Here is a 17,706-nt window from a genome sequence, read left to right as displayed (position 1 = left end):
ATGGAATAAAAGTGCAAAGACTCCCATCGGAAAAATCCGGTGGGAGTCTTCGCACTGCGGCGGTTATGAAATATGTCGCAAAAGCGACCCGCCGCAGGCGGAGAATCTCGCAAGCGATATTCTTTTTTATGCAAAAAGCTTCTGTAAAAAGCATGTAAAGAAAGTTGAACAAATGTAAGCGGTTACATAATACCAAAGTACTAGACAAAACAAACAAAAACACAATAGCTATTTTCGACATTGTGCACGAAAATCGGTAGTCTGTCAAAAAATTATCAATTTCGGCTTGATATTATATTGGTAGATTGTTACAATATCAAAGTACTAAAAACCGAGGCCGAAATGCTCCGGTAATGGTTTGGGTTACAAAGTTTTGTCAAAAATATTATAAAAAGGGAGACAAAGAAGTATGAAGAAATGGGTATATTTGTTTACCGAAGGTAATGCAAACATGCGCGAACTGCTTGGTGGTAAGGGCGCGAATCTGGCTGAGATGACCAACATTGGTCTGCCGGTTCCTCAGGGCTTCACCATTACAACAGAGGCATGTACACAGTATTATGAAGATGGACGCGAGATCAATGAAGAGATCCAGGGTCAGATCAACGAGTACATTACTAAGATGGAAGAGATCACCGGCAAAAAGTTCGGCGACCACGAGAATCCTCTGTTAGTATCCGTTCGTTCCGGCGCAAGAGCATCCATGCCCGGTATGATGGATACCATTCTGAACCTTGGTCTGAATGAGACCGTTGTTAACGTAATCGCTGAGAAGTCCGGCAATCCTCGTTGGGCTTGGGACTGCTATAGAAGATTTATCCAGATGTATTCCGACGTTGTTATGGAAGTAGGTAAGAAGTACTTCGAGCAGCTGATCGATGCAATGAAAGAGAAGAAGGGTGTTAAGCAGGACGTTGAGCTTACTGCTGATGATCTGAAGGAACTGGCTGGCCAGTTCAAGGCTGAGTACAAGGCTAAGATCGGTGTAGACTTCCCTGATGATCCCAAGGAACAGCTGATGGGCGCTATCAAAGCTGTATTCCGTTCCTGGGACAACCCGCGTGCAAACGTTTATCGTCGTGACAACGATATCCCTTATTCCTGGGGTACTGCTGTTAACGTTCAGTCTATGGCATTCGGTAACATGGGTGATGACTGTGGTACCGGTGTTGCATTTACCAGAGATCCGGCTACCGGTGCTAAGGGCCTGTTCGGTGAGTTCCTGACCAACGCACAGGGTGAGGACGTAGTAGCAGGTGTTCGTACACCTATGAAGATCGCTGAGATGGCTGACAAATTCCCTGAGGCATTTGCTCAGTTCCAGGAAGTATGTAAGACTCTGGAAGATCATTACAGAGATATGCAGGATATGGAGTTCACTGTTGAGCATGGTAAGTTGTACATGTTACAGACCAGAAATGGTAAGAGAACCGCTCAGGCAGCTCTGAAGATCGCTTGTGATTTGGTAGATGAGGGCATGAGAACCGAGGAAGAGGCAGTTGCAATGATCGATCCTCGTAACCTGGATACTCTGTTACATCCTCAGTTCGATACCGCTGCTCTGAAGGCTGCAACTCCTATCGGCAAGGGTCTTGGTGCTTCTCCCGGAGCTGCATGTGGTAAGATCGTATTCACCGCAGAAGATGCAGAAGAATGGCATGCAAGAGGAGAGAGAGTTGTTCTGGTTCGTCTGGAGACCTCTCCTGAAGATATCACCGGTATGAAGGCTTCCCAGGGTATCCTGACCGTTCGTGGTGGTATGACCTCTCACGCAGCAGTAGTTGCTCGTGGTATGGGTACCTGCTGTGTATCCGGTTGTGGCGATATCGCTATGGATGAGGAGAACAAGCAGTTCACTCTGGCTGGCAAGACCTTCCATGAAGGTGACTGGCTGTCCATCGATGGTACTACCGGTAACATCTATGATGGCGAGATCAAGACTGTTGATGCTACCATCGCCGGTGAGTTCGGCCGTGTAATGGCTTGGGCTGACAAATATCGTAAGTTAAAAGTTCGTACCAATGCAGATACTCCTGCAGACGCTAAGAAGGCTCGTGAGCTGGGCGCTGAAGGAATCGGTCTGTGCCGTACTGAGCATATGTTCTTCGAAGAGGACAGAATCGCAGCATTCCGTGAGATGATCTGTTCCGACACTGTAGAGGAGAGAGAAGCAGCACTGGAGAAGATTCTGCCTTATCAGCAGAACGACTTCAAGCAGCTGTATGAGGCTCTGGAGGGTAACCCTGTTACCATCCGTTTCCTGGATCCGCCTCTGCATGAGTTCGTTCCTACCGAGGAAGCTGACATTGAGAAGCTGGCTAAGGCACAGGGCAAGAGCGTAGAGACCATCAAGACCATCATCGCTTCTCTGCATGAGTTCAACCCTATGATGGGTCACAGAGGATGCCGTCTGGCTGTTACTTATCCTGAAATTGCCAAGATGCAGACCAAGGCTGTTATCCGTGCGGCAATCGAGGTTAAGAAGGCACATCCCGATTGGAATGTAGAGCCCGAGATCATGATCCCTCTGGTATGTGAAGTGAAGGAGCTTAAGTTCGTTAAGAAGGTAGTTGTCGAGACAGCTGATGCTGAGATTGCAGCTGCCGGTGTAGATATGAAGTACGAAGTAGGTACCATGATCGAGATCCCCAGAGCAGCTCTGACTGCTGATGAGATCGCTAAGGAAGCTGATTTCTTCTGCTTCGGTACCAACGACCTGACCCAGATGACCTTCGGCTTCTCCCGTGATGATGCAGGTAAGTTCCTGAACGCTTACTATGATACCAAGATCTTCGAGAACGATCCGTTCGCTAAGCTGGATCAGACCGGTGTCGGCAAGCTGATGGAGATGGCTATCAAGCTTGGTAAGCCTGTAAATCCTAAGCTGCACGTTGGTATCTGTGGTGAGCACGGTGGAGATCCTTCTTCCGTAGAGTTCTGCCACAAGATTGGTCTGGATTATGTATCCTGCTCACCTTTCCGTGTACCTATCGCAAGACTGGCTGCAGCACAGGCTGCTATCGCCGATAAGTAATTTGGCGGTAAACACGCAGATCTGAGAGGGTATTGCGCAAGCAATAAATTGGGGTATATGAGAATAAGATGAGAACCTCATTACTGATAGAAATATCAGTAATGAGGCTCTTTTTTGTTACTATTTCGTCTGAATTAAAGCACGATATTTCCGTCCCGGTCGATTGATGTCGTTTTTGGGTCGATTGGTGCAATCTGCCGCTTATTTTCTGGAAATGCTGTTATAATAAACACAACTCAGATTTATAGAAATCGGAAGTACAGAAGAAAGGGGAAAGAGAATGAGAAAAACAAAATTTTTAGGAAAGGTGCTTAGTCTGGCACTGGCTATTACGTTGATAGCAGGCATGGTGCCGGAGATGCACGCAAAGGCGGCAGAGAGTGTAAACACGGGCTGGACAGAAGTCACAGCTGAGAATCAAGAGGATGTAATTAAAAACTTAGCGGATTTGAGTCAATTAGACAATGCAACTTATATTAACTTTATTAGCGCAGCGAAAGAAGTTCATTTAAAATATTTCACGCTAAGCGACAGTACAAACGGTAATTATTATTACCTGCTAGGGAAAAAAGGTGACAGTTATATCTATCTGTATAAAAAGTATTTAAATTCATATGAGGCTGTAGAAGATTCGTGTACAGAATTGGATCTGAATAACGCCACATATTATTATTATCCCCAGTATGATGCCACATTTAATCTTCACGAAGGGCAAATGAGTATGAACACTAGCGTTAAAATGATAGCCGGAATGCTTACAAGTCTCCCGACACCTACTAGAGATGGCTATATATTTACGGGCTGGTATGACGATCCTCAGAGTGACAAGCCCGAGAGTAATAAAAATGAGGCATCGTCATATAATGTATACAGCTCAGCAACAGAAATTCATGCACATTGGTGCAAAAAATGGCCGGATGGTAGTAAGGACTGGGTGAGAGCAACGACCATAAAAGAGTTGGAGAGTGCGGAACTGCCCTTTTTTACCTTGCAAGAGGCAGAAAAATTTGCGGACGAATATATTGTGCGATATCCGTATCCTACGGATACATATGAGGTTATTATAGGAAGAATCTATAATTATAGTACCGTATGTTATATTGTATATGACTCCAAGTACAAAAGTGTAGGTTATTATCCGGATCCAGCAACTCTGGAAGAAAATATGATCCAGCATACTTATTACGTTCTGAGAACTCCGGGCACAACATCGGATGATTCTGAAAATCCATCGGTAACCCCGAGCCCGGCGCCTGCTCCTGTGACCCCGACTCCGGCACCTGCTCCTGTAACCCCGACAACTGCACCGTCCGCCGGAGACACCAGCAGTGATTCCTCTGACTCCGGCTCAGTAGCTCCTGAACCGGTACTGACCACCACAAATATCGCAGGAGAGCAGATCACCGGATGGGATGCCATTACAAAAGTGATCTCTACCCAGACAAAAGACAAGCAGCAGAATGTATCCGGTGCCAACCAGGATCTGCTTCATGTAGATGCCAGCGGCTTTGACAAGACAATTCCTGCAGCAACAGTGAAAGCAGTGTCCACCTCAGCTCTGCGTGGCCTGCATGTATTCATCAGCAACTCAGATGCAGTAACCTTCCTTGCAAAGAGCAAGTTGTCCGGTTACAAGGAAACCAACTTTGAACATAAGGATACTGTTACAGAGCATTCCAGAACCATCGACTTTACCAACAAACAGGCATTGGGTACAAACGTTGTATTCCATACCACAGTACCCGTGAAAAACGGAGAAGTGACGGTTTACAAGGTAGATGCCAACGGCAGAACCCGCATTGTCAAGACAGTTTCGAATGCAGGCGGACAGGTATGCTTCCCGATTACCGAGACAGCAACCTATGTATTGGAATACTGATCTGCGATAGTTGAATCCCATATTTTACAGCACCCCCCGCTACAGGAATAAAAACCTGTGGCGGGGGTTGCTTTTACTGCAAACGCGATTCCTTGTAAAGAAATGTAAAAATGTAAAAAAATGTAAAAACGTAAAAAATGTAAAAACTCAATTGAAAAAGTAACTTCCAGTTACTAAGGCTTTTATATTTTATAAAACAGAAATAAGTCATACAAACATGAAGATGGAAGATAGTCTTGTAAATAGATGATCTTCCTTTTCTTTTTTGTGTAATAATGGTAATCACTTCAGTAGTGTCAGGAGATGGCAGCAAGACTAAGGAGGATAAATACATGTCATCCTATAAATATAAGCATCTGACACTGGATGATCGCATTACCATACAGAAAGCTTTAAAAGAGGGGCAGACGTTCGTTGAAATAGGCGCTCTGATAGGCAAGGATCCATCAACTGTTTCTAAAGAAGTGAAAGCCCATCTTGATTATCGAAATACTGGTACGCGTTCCAGAGGCTATAATCCATGCAGACACAGAAAGAGATGCACTAGGCAGTATATCTGTGGCGAAGATAGCTGTGGGTTTATTAATCGGTTATGGCACGGAAAAACATACTGTTCTGAGTGTGCTTTGTGCATGGTCAATTGTCCTGATTTTGAAGAGGAAAAATGTTCAAGTCTAAAGAAAGCACCCTATGCTTGCAATTCATGTAAACAGGTACGTTCCTGTACTCTTGCCAAACAGTTCTATGATGCAAAGGAAGCTCATAAAACATACGAAAAGACACGTTCTGATTCCCGTAAGGGTATCGATATAACACCAGAAGAACTGGATCGGCTTGATGCCATCCTTTCGCCTCTTATCAAACAAGGCCAGTCGATTCATCAAATTTGTATGAACAATGCAGCAGAAATCATGATAGATGAAAGGACCATTTATAACTACATAGATGCCGGCATACTTTCTGCTGGAAATATAGATCTTCCAAGAAAAGTGCGTTATAAAAAACGCAAATCCAAAAAGGTTGTACGTGTCGATAAGAAATGCCATATCGGGCGTACCTACGAAGATTTTGAAGCTTTTATGAAAGGACATCCTGATTTCAACGTGGTGGAAATGGATTCGGTAGAAGGCACCAGGGATTCCACAAAGGTGCTGCTTACAGTATTCTTTAGAAACTGTTCCCTTATGCTGGCATATCTTAGGGAAGCGAATACAGCCAAGTCGGTAACAGAAGCGGTGAACCATCTTTATGAGATACTTGGGCGGGAACAATTCTGTGAGATGTTCCAGGTCATCTTAGCAGATCGCGGAAGCGAATTTACGGATCCGTTGGCAATAGAGTTTGATGAGGATGGAAGACGCAGAACCTATGTGTTTTACTGTGATCCGCAACGTCCTGATCAAAAAGGAAGTATTGAAGTAACTCATGAATTCATCAGAAGGATTGTTCCTAAGAAAACATCATTTGCTTTTCTTACACAGGATAAAGTCAACCTGATGATGAGTCACATTAACTCCTATACAAGAAAGAAGCTGAATAATCGATCCGCACATCAACTATTCAGCTTCTTTTATGGCGCGGATACAGCCTCTAAGCTTAACCTGGAAGCTGTTCCTGCTAATGAAATCATACTAAAACCTGAACTGCTGAAGTAAAACTGCCAATGTCATCTCCTGATCATGTCACCCATATCCCAGAGGTGGAAGTTTCCCTTGCAAACATGCAAACGAAGCGATGACTTCTTATTTGCATACAGTAAAATATGACTTCAAGAGTATAGTAACATGCTAAAAAGCCCTATTTCAAGCGGTTTGTAATACTAAAGTCCACTCCTGCAATACTAATTTCCAGTTGGCACTGTTTTCGCAAGACTTATTTCTGTTTTCAAGGTGCTGATTCCGAAGTTAATCTTGCAAAAATAATTCAGACAGAAGTTACTTTTGCAAAACGGAAGTTAAATTTGCTATTTACCAAAAAATGTAAAAACCATAGCAAACATGTCGGAAAATGATGATTTTATAAAAATATTCATGCATTTAATGCAAAAACAGCACAAAAACATATTGAATTTTACATGAATAATAATTATACTATATTCAGGACCTTTAAGGAGGATGGATCATGTATAGAAAAATCATGGGTTTTCTGGAAGCATGGAAAGAAAATGAACACCGCAAACCTCTTATTTTGCAGGGGGCAAGACAGGTGGGGAAGACTTATTCTATTTTAGAGTTCGGGCGAATTCATTATGAAAATGTAGCCTATTTCAATTTTGAAACGAATCCAAAACTGAATGAAACCTTTGAGGAAAAGATCAGTCCTGATTATTTGATACCGATTTTATCTCATATTGCAGGTCAGACGATTGTAAAAGAAAAAACATTGATTGTATTTGACGAGGTACAGCTTTGCGAAAGGGCTTTAACGTCATTGAAATATTTTTGTGAGGATGCCCCGGATTATCATATTATTGTGGCAGGCAGCCTGTTGGGCGTTGCCGTCAACAGAGCAAAATTTTCATTTCCCGTTGGTAAGGTTGATATGAAAACGCTGTATCCGATGGATATGGAAGAATTTATGATTGCTGTGGGAGAGGATGAACTTGTAGAGCAGATTAAAAAATGTTTTGAAACGAATCGGCCGATGCCATCCGCACTCCATGATGCAGCCATGCAGCTTTACCGTCAGTATCTTGTGGTAGGCGGTATGCCGGAGTGTGTGATGCAGTTTGTCCAGACAGGGGATTATATCCTGATCCGCCATACGCAGGATACCATTCTGACAAGTTATCTGAATGATATGAGCAAATACAATAATCTGAATGCAATTAAGAAAACCAGACTTGCCTATGATAATATTACGGTTCAGCTTTCCAAGAAAAATACCCGCTTTCAATATAAGCTGATCAAAAAGGGTGGACGTGCTTCTGAATTTGAAAATGCGATTGAATGGCTCTGTCTGTCGGGAATTGCGTCACAGGTCTATAGGGTAGAGCAGATCAAGAAGCCTTTGGAAAATTATCGGGATATTGATGCGTTTAAGATTTACGTTTCGGATCTGGGGCTGCTTTGCGCCAAGAAGGATTTGGCTGCAAACGATATTCTCTATATGGTGGAGGAACTGAATGATTTTAAAGGTGGCATGACAGAAAATTATGTCAATGTACAGCTTGCCATCAATGGTTATAACACTTACTACTGGGAATCCGAGCGTGGGGCTGAAATAGATTTCGTTATCCAGCGGGATGGTCAGCTGATCCCGATTGAGGTGAAATCCGCCGATAATACCAGAGCCAAAAGCTTAAAGGTCTATATGGATACCTATAAGCCGGCTTACGCGATCAAACTTTCCGCGAAAAACTTTGCGTTTGAGGACAACAAAAAGGTGGTTCCGCTTTATGCGGCGTTTTGTATTTGAACCGTTGGCATACTGATAAGAATTCAAGAACCGTATTACTGATAGAAATATCGGTAATGTGGTTCTTTTTTGCATAGAACATGAAGGAGAATCCGTTGCATTGGATTTGAGGTGAAGTCTATAATGAAGCTAACTATATTTCGTGATGACTGACTGAAAAATATAAAAAATTATATAAGAACAGAGGGATTGCGATGGGGATTTCACTGGAGGGAACGTGGAAGGTAATATTGACGGATGGAACGGCAGCGCAGATGCATCTGCCGGGAACTTTGGACGAGAGCGGCATCGGTCACAGAGACGTCGGAGCGAATCAATGGCACCCGGATGCGGCGCTGGGTAACGCTGAGGTTTTGCAGAACTGGTGCAGGAGCGTACCGGAGGACGGATCCACATCATCGTGGAGAGTGAAGCAAAACTGGGTTCGGAAAGCGAAGTACTGGAACAGATCAAATACGGCGGCATTGCTTTTGCAAGAGTTTCCCTGTCGCAGATCGCGGAACAGGCACCGGAGATGAATGTACTGCAATTGTCGTATCTGTACAGAGATTCGGAGCATATGTGGAGGGGATTGGACCGGGAAATCCTGCGGGGATGTGCCAGAGAGTCTGCGGAATATGAAAGATTACTCTGGAAAGACAGAGAGGAATAGTCCAGACAGACCGCCATTGCCAACGGAACTTGTGTGAGCACTCTTTCTGCGGAAGAAAAAGAACGAGGGAATCAAGTTCCAGCGTATTGATGCGGATATGACCGATGCCCTGAAGTCCAAGACTTCCAAGAAGGCCGAGAAAGAGATGGAAGAGCAGGCGGAGAGCATCAGCAAGCTGATGAAGAAAGCTCTGAAGAACGACAAGATCACTGTCAAGGTAGAGGAGCTGAAGAACAAGAAGATCTCTTCCATGATCACTCTGTCCGAAGAGAGCAGACGTATGCAGGATATGATGAAGATGTATTCCATGCCCGGTATGGACATGAGTGCCTTCGGCGGTGAGGGAGAGACCATGATCCTGAATGCCAGCCATCCTCTGGTACATTACTGAGCACCAGGATGGTGAGAATGCAGAAATGATCTGCGAGCAGCTGTACGATCTGGCAAAGCTTCAGCACGTACCTCTGTCTGCCGATGCCATGACCAAGTTCGTGGCAAGAAGCAATGACATTATGATGCTGCTGACTAAATAATAAGATAGCTTGTGAAGTAGACAGGTAAAAGCAAAAGGAACTGCAATGTGTGTTTATACACAGGCTGCAGTTCCTTTTTTGGAATGTGGAGACGGAGAATGCGACAGAGGCATAGTGTTATCTTTACGATATTGACTGGGAGAGATCCCGGTCATTTTTTTGAAAAATTTAAAGAAATAGGCATAGCTGGAGAAGCCGAGAAGTTCCTGTACCTCGGTGACGGTCCGGCCCTCTGCCAGCATCGTCTGGGCGAGGTTAGCCCGCTGCACGGAGATATAATGCCCGATGGTGGCATGGGTATGTTCCTTGAACAGGCGCCCGAGATAGTCCTTGTTCAGGTAGAATTCTGCAGCAATGCTTTCCAGGGTCAGTGGCTCTGTCAGATGCCGGTTGATAAAGGCCATGACCTCATTGATGTTTTTCTGGGACTGGGAAATAGAACGCTGTCCGGTAGAAGATGCCTGTAGGCCGTGCTGGATCCGGCTATCCAGTATACTTAGCAGAGAGAAAAAATCCGCATAGGCAGAAAGGGAGGGCTGAGGATGCAGCTGCAAATAGTGATCCAGCTGACTGCAGAGCCCGGTAAGCCCGGTGGGAGAAAGCCGGAGGATCGCAGGAGAGAAAGCCGGATCTGCATAAGGCATGAGTCCGGAACCGGCTCCAAGGACAGTATACAGCCAGTCGCTGTTAATATTCAGGACGTAGCGCTCATAGATGGTCAGCTTCTGATTGAACAGCTGATGCACATGGTGAGGCGGAATGATGATCAGAGATCCTTTCGAAACACTGGAGACAGTGTCGTCTAAGAGGACATCCGGGAGATCGGACATTGTAAGATATATTTCCAGAGCGTTGTGCGTATGCGGTCTGGCGGGAGAAGAGGTTCCGTTGTTGCGGTAAGCCAGTTCATAGGGTGCATCAATTGTAAAATAGGGAATAGTCATTTGGGTTTTCATAGGCACTCCAAAGGTCGTTATTTTGTATAAAATTAGTATTTTATATACATATTATTACAATCGTAGAGAAGTTACAATAAGAACATCAAAGAAATACATCAGAGAATGAAAGGAAAGGTGTCTAAATGGAAAAGGTAAGACTGGGCATTATTGGTATTGGGAGTATGGGAACCGGTCATGCAGGCAATGTGTTGAAAGGGATGGTGCCGGATATGGAACTGACCGCCGTAGCGGATATCCGGCAGAGCCGCCTGGACTGGGCAAGGAACAATCTTCCGGAGACGGTCAAGGTATTTGATGATGGCAGGAAAATGATTGATTCGGGAAGCTGTGATGCCGTTCTGGTGGCAACACCACATTATCTGCATCCGGAATTCGTCATCTATGCATTGGAGCATGGACTGCATGCGATCAGCGAAAAACCGGCAGGAGTCTACACGAAACAGGTACGGGAGATGAATGAGGCAGCGGAAAGGTCTGACAGATCCTTTGCCATCATGTTAAATCAGAGAACCAACTGTGTATACAGAAAACTTCACGAAATGATCCAGAGCGGCGAACTTGGGCAGCTGCGACGTGTCAACTGGATCATCACCGACTGGTATCGTAATCAGAGCTATTATGATGCGGCGGGCTGGAAGGCAACCTGGGACGGAGAAGGTGGCGGCGTGCTGTTGAACCAGTGTCCGCACCAGCTGGATCTGCTGCAATGGCTGTGCGGCATGCCTGTGAAGGTGAGAGCCTTCTGCCACGAAGGAAAATGGCATGATATCGAGGTCGAGGATGATGTGACGGCTTATATGGAATTTGAAAACGGAGCCACCGGTGTCTTCGTGACTACCACGGCAGATGCTCCAGGAACCAACCGGCTGGAGCTGACCTTCGAGATGGGAAAAATCGTGTGCGAGGAAGGCAGACTGTTTTTTGATAAACTGTCCACCAATGTGAGCGATTTCTGCAAAACGGAGAAGGAAGGATTTAAAAAGCCGGAATATTCCAGAATTGAGATTGAGACGGATGGACAAAACGAGCAGCATATTGGTGTATTGAAAGCGTTCGCAGGTCATATTTTAAGAGGAACTCCATTGGTGGCAGAGGGAACGGAGGGAATCCGGGGGCTGACCCTGTCCAATGCCATGCATCTGTCCAGCTGGCTGGACCGCACCGTGGAACTGCCGTTGGATGAAGAATTGTTTTTACGAGAATTGAACAAAAAACGTGCCACTTCCAGAAAAAAGGAAGACACTGATATTGTATTTGATACGACAGGCACTTATTAAGGAGGACAAAAGAATGACAGTAAAAATCACAGGTTTTGCAGATGAAATCGCACCGGAACTGACAGCTCAGATCGCAGGACTGAAAGGACTGGGAATGTCTTATGTGGAGATGCGTGGAGTGGATGGAGAAAATCTGATCTATCACACGGATGAAAAAGTGGAGCAGATCAAGAAGACACTGGATGATAATGGAATCCGGCTTTCTGCCCTGGGATCTCCCTTGGGTAAGATTCTGATCACGGATGATTTCACTCCCCATTTTGAAGAGTTCAAGAGGGCAGTGGAGATCAGCCATAAGATGGAATGCCCGACGATCCGGATGTTCAGCTTCTATCTTCCGCAGGAGAGTGATCCGGCAGCCTATGAGGGCGAAGTCTTCGACAGGATCGGTAAATTCGTGGACTATGCCTCTGCGAATGATACACTGCTCCTGCATGAAAATGAAAAAGATATCTATGGAGCAATGGCTCCGGAATGCAAAAAACTCATGGATACCTTTTACGGGGATCATTTTAAAGCTATTTTTGACTTTGCCAACTTTGTACAGTGCGGACAGGATACGCTGGAAGCCTATGAGATGTTAAAGTCCTATATTGCCTATATCCATGTAAAGGATGCACTGAAGTCAGACCAGAGTGTAGTTCCGGCAGGCTATGGTGACGGAAATGTGGCGGTGATCCTGAAGCGTCTGTCAGCCTCCGGATTTGATGGATTCCTGTCACTGGAACCGCACCTGTTTGAGTTTGAGGGTTTCCATGCACTGGAAAAGGACGGCAGGAGCATTGCTGTCAAAGAAAAGAAGGTACTCAGCGGTCTTGAGACATTTACCATAGCGCATGATGCTTTGATGAAGCTTCTGGACAACTGCATGTAATTCCCTTACGATGAGGGAGACTGCATCAGGAGGGCGCAGAGGCACCCGCCTTCTCAATATACTCTGTGGGAGTATAGCCGGTATATTTTTTAAATACCTGGCTGAAATACTGTGGATTATTGCCGAATCCCACAGACCTGGCAATAGTTTTGATATTGTCATTATGATAGTACACCATAAGGCGGATGGCTTGTTCCATCCGCTTTTTGTTCAGGTAATCGGAAAACCGGATGCCTTCCTCCTTTACAAATTGTTTGCTCAGGTAGCCGACACTGACAAAGAGATAGTTCTCTGCCAGCCATTTTAAAGACAGGGTCTCACAGTCCAGGTGGGCTTCCACGTAAGATTTTAAGAGGCTGATGTTGGCACCGCCCTTAGAGGAGGCAGCCTCGTCCTTCTCCTGCAGCAGTACGATCTCCGCCAGCTTCCGGATTTCGGAGGTCTGGGTACAGGAATACAGGCGGCGGAAAAAGTCACAGGCAATATCGAGCGGCGGCTCTTGTCCGGAGTTATCGGGATTCAGGAAAAGTCCCAGGGCGATATTCTTCGCAACATCCGGTGTCATGGAAGGAGTGAAGACGGAATCCAGCAGAGATGGAATATCCGTTTCGGCCGGGGAAGCGGTAAATGCCTCACGCAGCTTGGAAATCCGCCAGGGAGCGGCCATGTTGTTATGGAAGTCTCTGGTTTCTCCGGTTTCTGGGCGGATCAGCAGGATCCGTTCATAGCGGGATATCTTGGATATGATCTGCGCAAACAAATCTTCCGAAGTGTCACCGTGGAGAAAAGAGGCTTCAAAGGTTACACACTGTTGCGGATAATGCAACTCCTCCAAAGACTGGCGGATCGTTTCCTGATGGACCAGGGTGGGAGAGGACAGGACCAGAAGCGCACTGTTTTTTACATAAATAACAGAAAAGACACTTTCTGCTCCGCAGGAAAGCAGAATCCGCACGATATCCTTTAGAAAGCTTTTCAGATAGGTTTCTTCTACAAAGGAACAGATACAGGCATATAGTCCCTTTTCGGGAAAGGACAGAAGTCCCTGATACTTTTTGAATACCTGGGGAAAATTATCAGGCTGATCCAATGCTTCCATAAGCAGCCCCTGTTCTAATGGCGACTGCATATCCTTCAGCAGAAGTGCCTGCTCCGCCTTCTGCTGTACCTCTTTTTGCTTTTTTTCTTCACGGATCGTATCCAGACAGTTGATCAGCTCCTGCTTGTCCGTGGGTTTTAAGAGATAGTAGCGGACCCCGTATTTCATGGCCTGCTTGGCATATTCGAATTCACCGTAACCGGATAACAGGATAAAAGTGATCCGGGAGTCGATGCGGGAGGCACGTTCGATCAGTTCCAGACCGTTCAAAATAGGCATCTTGATATCTGTGATCACAACATCGGGATAGTCATCACGGATCCGGTCATAGGCTTCCATTCCGTTTTTGGCGGTAGCAATCACCTCGTAGCCGAGGGAGGTATAATCGATCATGGAAGAAAGTGCTTCACGTATGATCTGTTCATCATCTACAATCATCAATCTGAGCATAAGAATCCTCTCTTTCTTTGGGAATGGACAGCAGTACAATGGCCATTCCGTCTTCATTGTATATAGATAAGCCATACCGGTCGCCGAAGAGCAGCTTCAGGCGGGAGTTGATATTCACCAGTCCCACACCGGAACCCTGGGGAGTGACCTGCCTGTGTTCCAGCTTCCAGATGAGATCATCCTCGAAATGGGAACCGGTATTTGCTACGGTAATCTGGTAGACGGTGTCTTTTTCGGAAATGGTGACGGTGATATGACAGACATCGTCACTGAATTCCAGAGCATATTTTAATGCGTTCTCTACCAGAGGCTGGATACAAAGTGTCGGGACATAAATATGGGAAATGTCATCCGGCACATGCAGCTGGAAGTCCAGCCGGTCTCCGAAACGGATCTGCTGGATCCGGATATAATCCTTTAAAACGTCCAGTTCCTTTTTTAAAGGGATCAGGTCTTCTTTGCTGTTGACAGCAGCGCGGAACAGATTCCCCAGGGAACGGACCATGGTGGAGATGTCATCGGCACCGTATTTTTGCGCCATCCAGTTGATGGTATCCAGGGTATTGTAGAGAAAATGCGGGTTGATCTGCTGCTGCAGCATCTTGATATTGGTATCCCGGAGCAACAGCTGCTTTTCATAGTTTTTATCCCGCAAAGTCTTTACATTGGATTTCATTTCGTCAAAGCTGACATGCAGCTGCCCGATCTCATCGGTGCGGAGACTGTAATCGTAGTGAGCGGTGTCCTCCGGATCCGGGAGTCCCTGTCCGAAGCGGCGGATCTTCTCTACCAGAAGATCCAGATGGTGCAGTATCCTGCGCAGAAGCAACAGTGCCAGAAACAGAGCGATCATCACGACCACGGCGGAGAACAGGATCATCCGGATCAGAACGGTATGGATCGCAGAAAAGAGCGGATCGTAATCCTGAAAATACAGATAATTCCATCCGGTACGTGGAAAATCTCCCTGGATGACAAAGGTCTTTCGTTTATCTATGGAAAGAATAGAATAATGGCTGCTGCCATGATTCAGCGACTGCAGCAGGCTGGAATACTGTTCCGGATGGTAAGTCTCCTGTGGGTAAAACTGCGCATTTCCTGCAAACAGGATAAAACGGGAATGCGTGGAGAGAGAATATCCGGCATTCTCCAGGGCATCACTGATCAGCTGGTCCAGGTCGATCACTATGTACAGGTAAGCCAGATGATCCAGGGTCAGATGGCGAAGCTGCCGGATATCCCGGTAAAGCACGATGGTATTCCCGGGGGAAGCCGGTGCACTCCAGCTGGCACGCCCCTGGCAGGCTGCTGCATTTTCTGCCAGTTCCTCCAGAGGAAAAGCATCCAGATCGGAAGTATTTCCCATACAGATCAGTGTGTCGTCAGGAAGTACCAGACTGATGGATTTGATATAGTCGTCATCAAAAATATAAGGATAGAGAGCCTGATATATCGTCTGCTTTCTCTGGGCATTACGGATACTGGTGGGAGCATCCATGATATCGGTGAGATTCGTCTGAATGATGGTATCGGACAGGATCCGGGCAGAACCGGATTCCACGGTCTCCATTCTTGCAGAGACGAAGGAAGATACATAATTCAGAGACTGTGCATTGGAAGTATACAGCTCACGGGCATAATACTGGGAAAGAAGCTGAATGCCCACAACAAAAGCAAAGAACACAAAAAGCAATGTCGTTGACAGGATCAGTAGTATTTTCTTATATAAAGACAGATTATTAAAACGCTGTGATAAATTGCTCATGGAAAAACCTCCGTATCATGGTTATTATATAGTAAAAATATGGGAAGTTCAATTTTCATCCGTGGGAAGAAAACAAAAAGCCGTTTTTTGAACATTCAGAAACCTTTTTTTGAACACGAAATTATGCAAAATGCCATATGAAATATGAAAAAAACTGAAAAAGTATGAAAATGTGACGAAAAAAATGTAAGATTATGGTTAAAAAAGCCATTTTTTTGCATCGACAGAACCGTTATTTAACTTTACCATTATGCAAAATGGACATAAAATAAATTCATCAAAACAACAACGAGGGATGTGCAGGACACATACCCGACAGATTGTATGGGAGGTATAACAAATGAAGAAAAGAATGATTGCAGGTCTTATGGCTGTATTGATGACCATGTCTCTGGCTGCATGTGGAAGCAGCGCAGGCAGTTCTGATGCATCTGGCACAGGCTCCGCTGCCACAGGTGATAACAGCGCAGCACAGGCAGCCAGTGGTGACAAAGTAACCCTGAGCCTTTGCTGGTGGGGCAACCAGACGAGAAATGATGTAACCAAGAAGGCAGTTGACCTTTACATGGAACAGAACCCCAATGTAGAGATCAAGGTAGAGTTTACCGACTGGTCCGGCTACTGGGATAAGCTTTCTGCAATGGCAGCAGGCGGCAACCTTCCCGATATTATCCAGATGGATTACTCCTATCTGCAACAGTATCAGCAGAGCGGACAGCTTGCTGATCTGAGCCAGTTCATTGACAGCGGTGTCATTGACACAAGCAAGATTGCAGACAGCGTTATCGATAGTGGATCTATTGATGGAACCTGTTATGCATTAAGCCTTGGCAGTAATGCTCCTATGATGGTATATGACAAAGAAATCGTAGAACAGGCCGGTGTAGAGATTCCCGAGCAGCTGACCATCGAAGAACTGTATGATATCGGACAGACCATTTACGAGAAGACCGGTGTGAAGACCTACTACGATGGCGGCATCAACATGATGCAGGTTATCGCAAGAACACAGGGCTCCCACCTGTTTGATGAGCTGGCAGCAGGTACCAAGACTGCTTGCGAAACCCATTTCGCTAATGTGGATAAGTTCAACAAGGCAGAATCCGCTATTTCTCCTGATCTTCTGGCAGAGAAGAACCCGGATGTAGTAGAGACCAAGCCTATCATTGACGGAACTACCTGGAATGACTTTTCTTATTCCAACCAGTACATCAGTATTGCCAACACAGCCGGTAGAGATCTGGGAATCACCATGTATCCTACTACCAGCGATGCAACCACCCAACCGATGTTCTTAAAGCCCAGCCAGTTCTTTTCTATCGCCGAGACTTCTCAGAATAAAGAGGAAGCTGCAAAATTCCTGGACTGGTTCACCAACAGCGTTGAGTGCAACAATATCCTGCTGGCAGAGAGAGGCATCCCTGTGAACAGTGATGTGGCAGAAGCGATCAAACCTAATGTGGATGAGAATTCCCAGAAGGTATTTGACTATATCGCAGAAGTATCCAAGATCGCAACTCCTATTGATGATCCCGATCCCTCCGGTAAGGGTGAAGTAGAAGCACAGGCCAAGACCATTGTTGAGAACCTGCGTTATGGAGATACAGATGCAGCGGGAGCAGCAGAAGAATTCGTAACCACATCTCAGAAGATTCTGAGCGAGGCGGCAAAGTAAGACGAGAAGTAAGACTTCTGAAGTAAGACCGTTATAACAAATTGTAATCAAAGGGCGCCTGGATCCCATCCGGCATCGGGCGGGAGCCGGGC

The 17,706-nt window shown here is 45.7% G+C and carries 13 protein-coding genes; 10 read left to right on the top strand and 3 right to left on the bottom strand.

Annotated features, from left to right (window positions below):
* The first annotated feature begins 409 nt into the window (after window positions 1–409).
* From ppdK to DW835_RS18360, 7 genes are all read left to right on the top strand, one after another.
* Window positions 410–3,034, top strand: a complete 2,625-nt coding sequence (gene ppdK, locus DW835_RS05835; RefSeq protein ID WP_118538103.1) for a pyruvate, phosphate dikinase — start codon at window positions 410–412, stop codon at window positions 3,032–3,034.
* A 280-nt stretch (window positions 3,035–3,314) separates the two neighbouring features.
* On the top strand, window positions 3,315–4,913 hold the full coding sequence (locus DW835_RS18605) for an InlB B-repeat-containing protein (RefSeq protein ID WP_118730831.1): 1,599 nt from the start codon (window positions 3,315–3,317) through the stop codon (window positions 4,911–4,913).
* Between the two features lie 332 nt (window positions 4,914–5,245).
* The gene (locus DW835_RS05825) at window positions 5,246–6,568 is read left to right on the top strand and encodes an IS30 family transposase (RefSeq protein WP_118730830.1); all 1,323 of its coding nucleotides are present in this window, start codon (window positions 5,246–5,248) and stop codon (window positions 6,566–6,568) included.
* A gap of 466 nt (window positions 6,569–7,034) precedes the next feature.
* Window positions 7,035–8,330: an ATP-binding protein gene (locus tag DW835_RS05820; protein WP_118730829.1), complete on the top strand. Its 1,296-nt coding sequence runs from the start codon at window positions 7,035–7,037 to the stop codon at window positions 8,328–8,330.
* 364 nt (window positions 8,331–8,694) lie between these two features.
* Window positions 8,695–8,982: a hypothetical protein gene (locus DW835_RS05815; RefSeq protein ID WP_243037065.1), complete on the top strand. Its 288-nt coding sequence runs from the start codon at window positions 8,695–8,697 to the stop codon at window positions 8,980–8,982.
* A gap of 97 nt (window positions 8,983–9,079) precedes the next feature.
* Window positions 9,080–9,373 carry a hypothetical protein gene (locus tag DW835_RS18365; protein WP_243037064.1) on the top strand — a complete coding sequence of 98 codons (294 nt, stop codon included), beginning with the start codon at window positions 9,080–9,082 and terminating at the stop codon, window positions 9,371–9,373.
* On the top strand, window positions 9,345–9,515 hold the full coding sequence (locus DW835_RS18360) for a hypothetical protein (protein WP_243037063.1): 171 nt from the start codon (window positions 9,345–9,347) through the stop codon (window positions 9,513–9,515). Before DW835_RS18365 ends, DW835_RS18360 begins: the two co-directional genes overlap by 29 nt.
* 53 nt (window positions 9,516–9,568) lie before the next feature.
* On the opposite strand, the gene DW835_RS05805 is transcribed toward DW835_RS18360, so the two are convergent.
* Window positions 9,569–10,471, bottom strand: coding sequence for an AraC family transcriptional regulator (locus DW835_RS05805; RefSeq protein WP_022311982.1), 903 nt, complete (start codon window positions 10,469–10,471; stop codon window positions 9,569–9,571).
* Window positions 10,472–10,596: 125 nt separating this feature from the next.
* Between DW835_RS05805 and DW835_RS05800 the strand changes: the two genes are divergently transcribed.
* On the top strand, window positions 10,597–11,751 hold the full coding sequence (locus DW835_RS05800) for a Gfo/Idh/MocA family oxidoreductase (RefSeq protein ID WP_022311983.1): 1,155 nt from the start codon (window positions 10,597–10,599) through the stop codon (window positions 11,749–11,751).
* 13 nt (window positions 11,752–11,764) lie between these two features.
* Window positions 11,765–12,625 (top strand): sugar phosphate isomerase/epimerase family protein, encoded by an 861-nt coding sequence (locus DW835_RS05795; protein ID WP_117568627.1) that lies wholly within the window; start codon window positions 11,765–11,767, stop codon window positions 12,623–12,625.
* Window positions 12,626–12,650: 25 nt separating this feature from the next.
* On the opposite strand, the gene DW835_RS05790 is transcribed toward DW835_RS05795, so the two are convergent.
* Entirely contained in the window at window positions 12,651–14,174 is a 1,524-nt protein-coding gene (locus DW835_RS05790) for a response regulator (protein WP_182430255.1), read from the bottom strand.
* The gene (locus DW835_RS05785; RefSeq protein ID WP_118538095.1) at window positions 14,149–15,939 is read right to left on the bottom strand and encodes a sensor histidine kinase; all 1,791 of its coding nucleotides are present in this window, start codon (window positions 15,937–15,939) and stop codon (window positions 14,149–14,151) included. The genes DW835_RS05790 and DW835_RS05785 overlap by 26 nt, the downstream gene beginning before the upstream one ends.
* A gap of 340 nt (window positions 15,940–16,279) precedes the next feature.
* Here DW835_RS05785 and DW835_RS05780 point away from each other — a divergent pair, with 340 nt between their 5' ends.
* A complete protein-coding gene (locus DW835_RS05780; protein ID WP_118668245.1) occupies window positions 16,280–17,614 on the top strand; it encodes an ABC transporter substrate-binding protein in 1,335 nt (444 codons plus the stop codon).
* The last annotated feature ends 92 nt before the right edge of the window (window positions 17,615–17,706 follow it).

This window comes from Clostridium sp. AM34-9AC (genome assembly GCF_003480225.1).
Taxonomy (GTDB): domain Bacteria; phylum Bacillota; class Clostridia; order Lachnospirales; family Lachnospiraceae; genus Acetatifactor; species Acetatifactor acetigignens.
Note: the sequence above shows the minus strand (reverse complement) of the source record. Positions and strands in the feature narration are given on the sequence as shown.

Excerpts from the sequence above, each read along its gene's own strand:
- DW835_RS05820 (WP_118730829.1), top strand. The coding sequence starts at position 7,035 with ATGTATAGAAAAATCATGGGTTTTCTGGAAGCATGGAAAGAAAATGAA.
- ppdK (WP_118538103.1), top strand. The coding sequence starts at position 410 with ATGAAGAAATGGGTATATTTGTTTACCGAAGGTAATGCAAACATGCGC.
- DW835_RS05785 (WP_118538095.1), bottom strand. The coding sequence starts at position 15,939 with ATGAGCAATTTATCACAGCGTTTTAATAATCTGTCTTTATATAAGAAA.
- DW835_RS18605 (WP_118730831.1), top strand. The coding sequence starts at position 3,315 with ATGAGAAAAACAAAATTTTTAGGAAAGGTGCTTAGTCTGGCACTGGCT.
- DW835_RS05825 (WP_118730830.1), top strand. The coding sequence starts at position 5,246 with ATGTCATCCTATAAATATAAGCATCTGACACTGGATGATCGCATTACC.
- DW835_RS05790 (WP_182430255.1), bottom strand. The coding sequence starts at position 14,174 with ATGCTCAGATTGATGATTGTAGATGATGAACAGATCATACGTGAAGCA.
- DW835_RS18365 (WP_243037064.1), top strand. The coding sequence starts at position 9,080 with ATGACCGATGCCCTGAAGTCCAAGACTTCCAAGAAGGCCGAGAAAGAG.
- DW835_RS05795 (WP_117568627.1), top strand. The coding sequence starts at position 11,765 with ATGACAGTAAAAATCACAGGTTTTGCAGATGAAATCGCACCGGAACTG.
- DW835_RS18360 (WP_243037063.1), top strand. The coding sequence starts at position 9,345 with ATGCCAGCCATCCTCTGGTACATTACTGAGCACCAGGATGGTGAGAAT.
- DW835_RS05800 (WP_022311983.1), top strand. The coding sequence starts at position 10,597 with ATGGAAAAGGTAAGACTGGGCATTATTGGTATTGGGAGTATGGGAACC.
- DW835_RS05805 (WP_022311982.1), bottom strand. The coding sequence starts at position 10,471 with ATGAAAACCCAAATGACTATTCCCTATTTTACAATTGATGCACCCTAT.
- DW835_RS05780 (WP_118668245.1), top strand. The coding sequence starts at position 16,280 with ATGAAGAAAAGAATGATTGCAGGTCTTATGGCTGTATTGATGACCATG.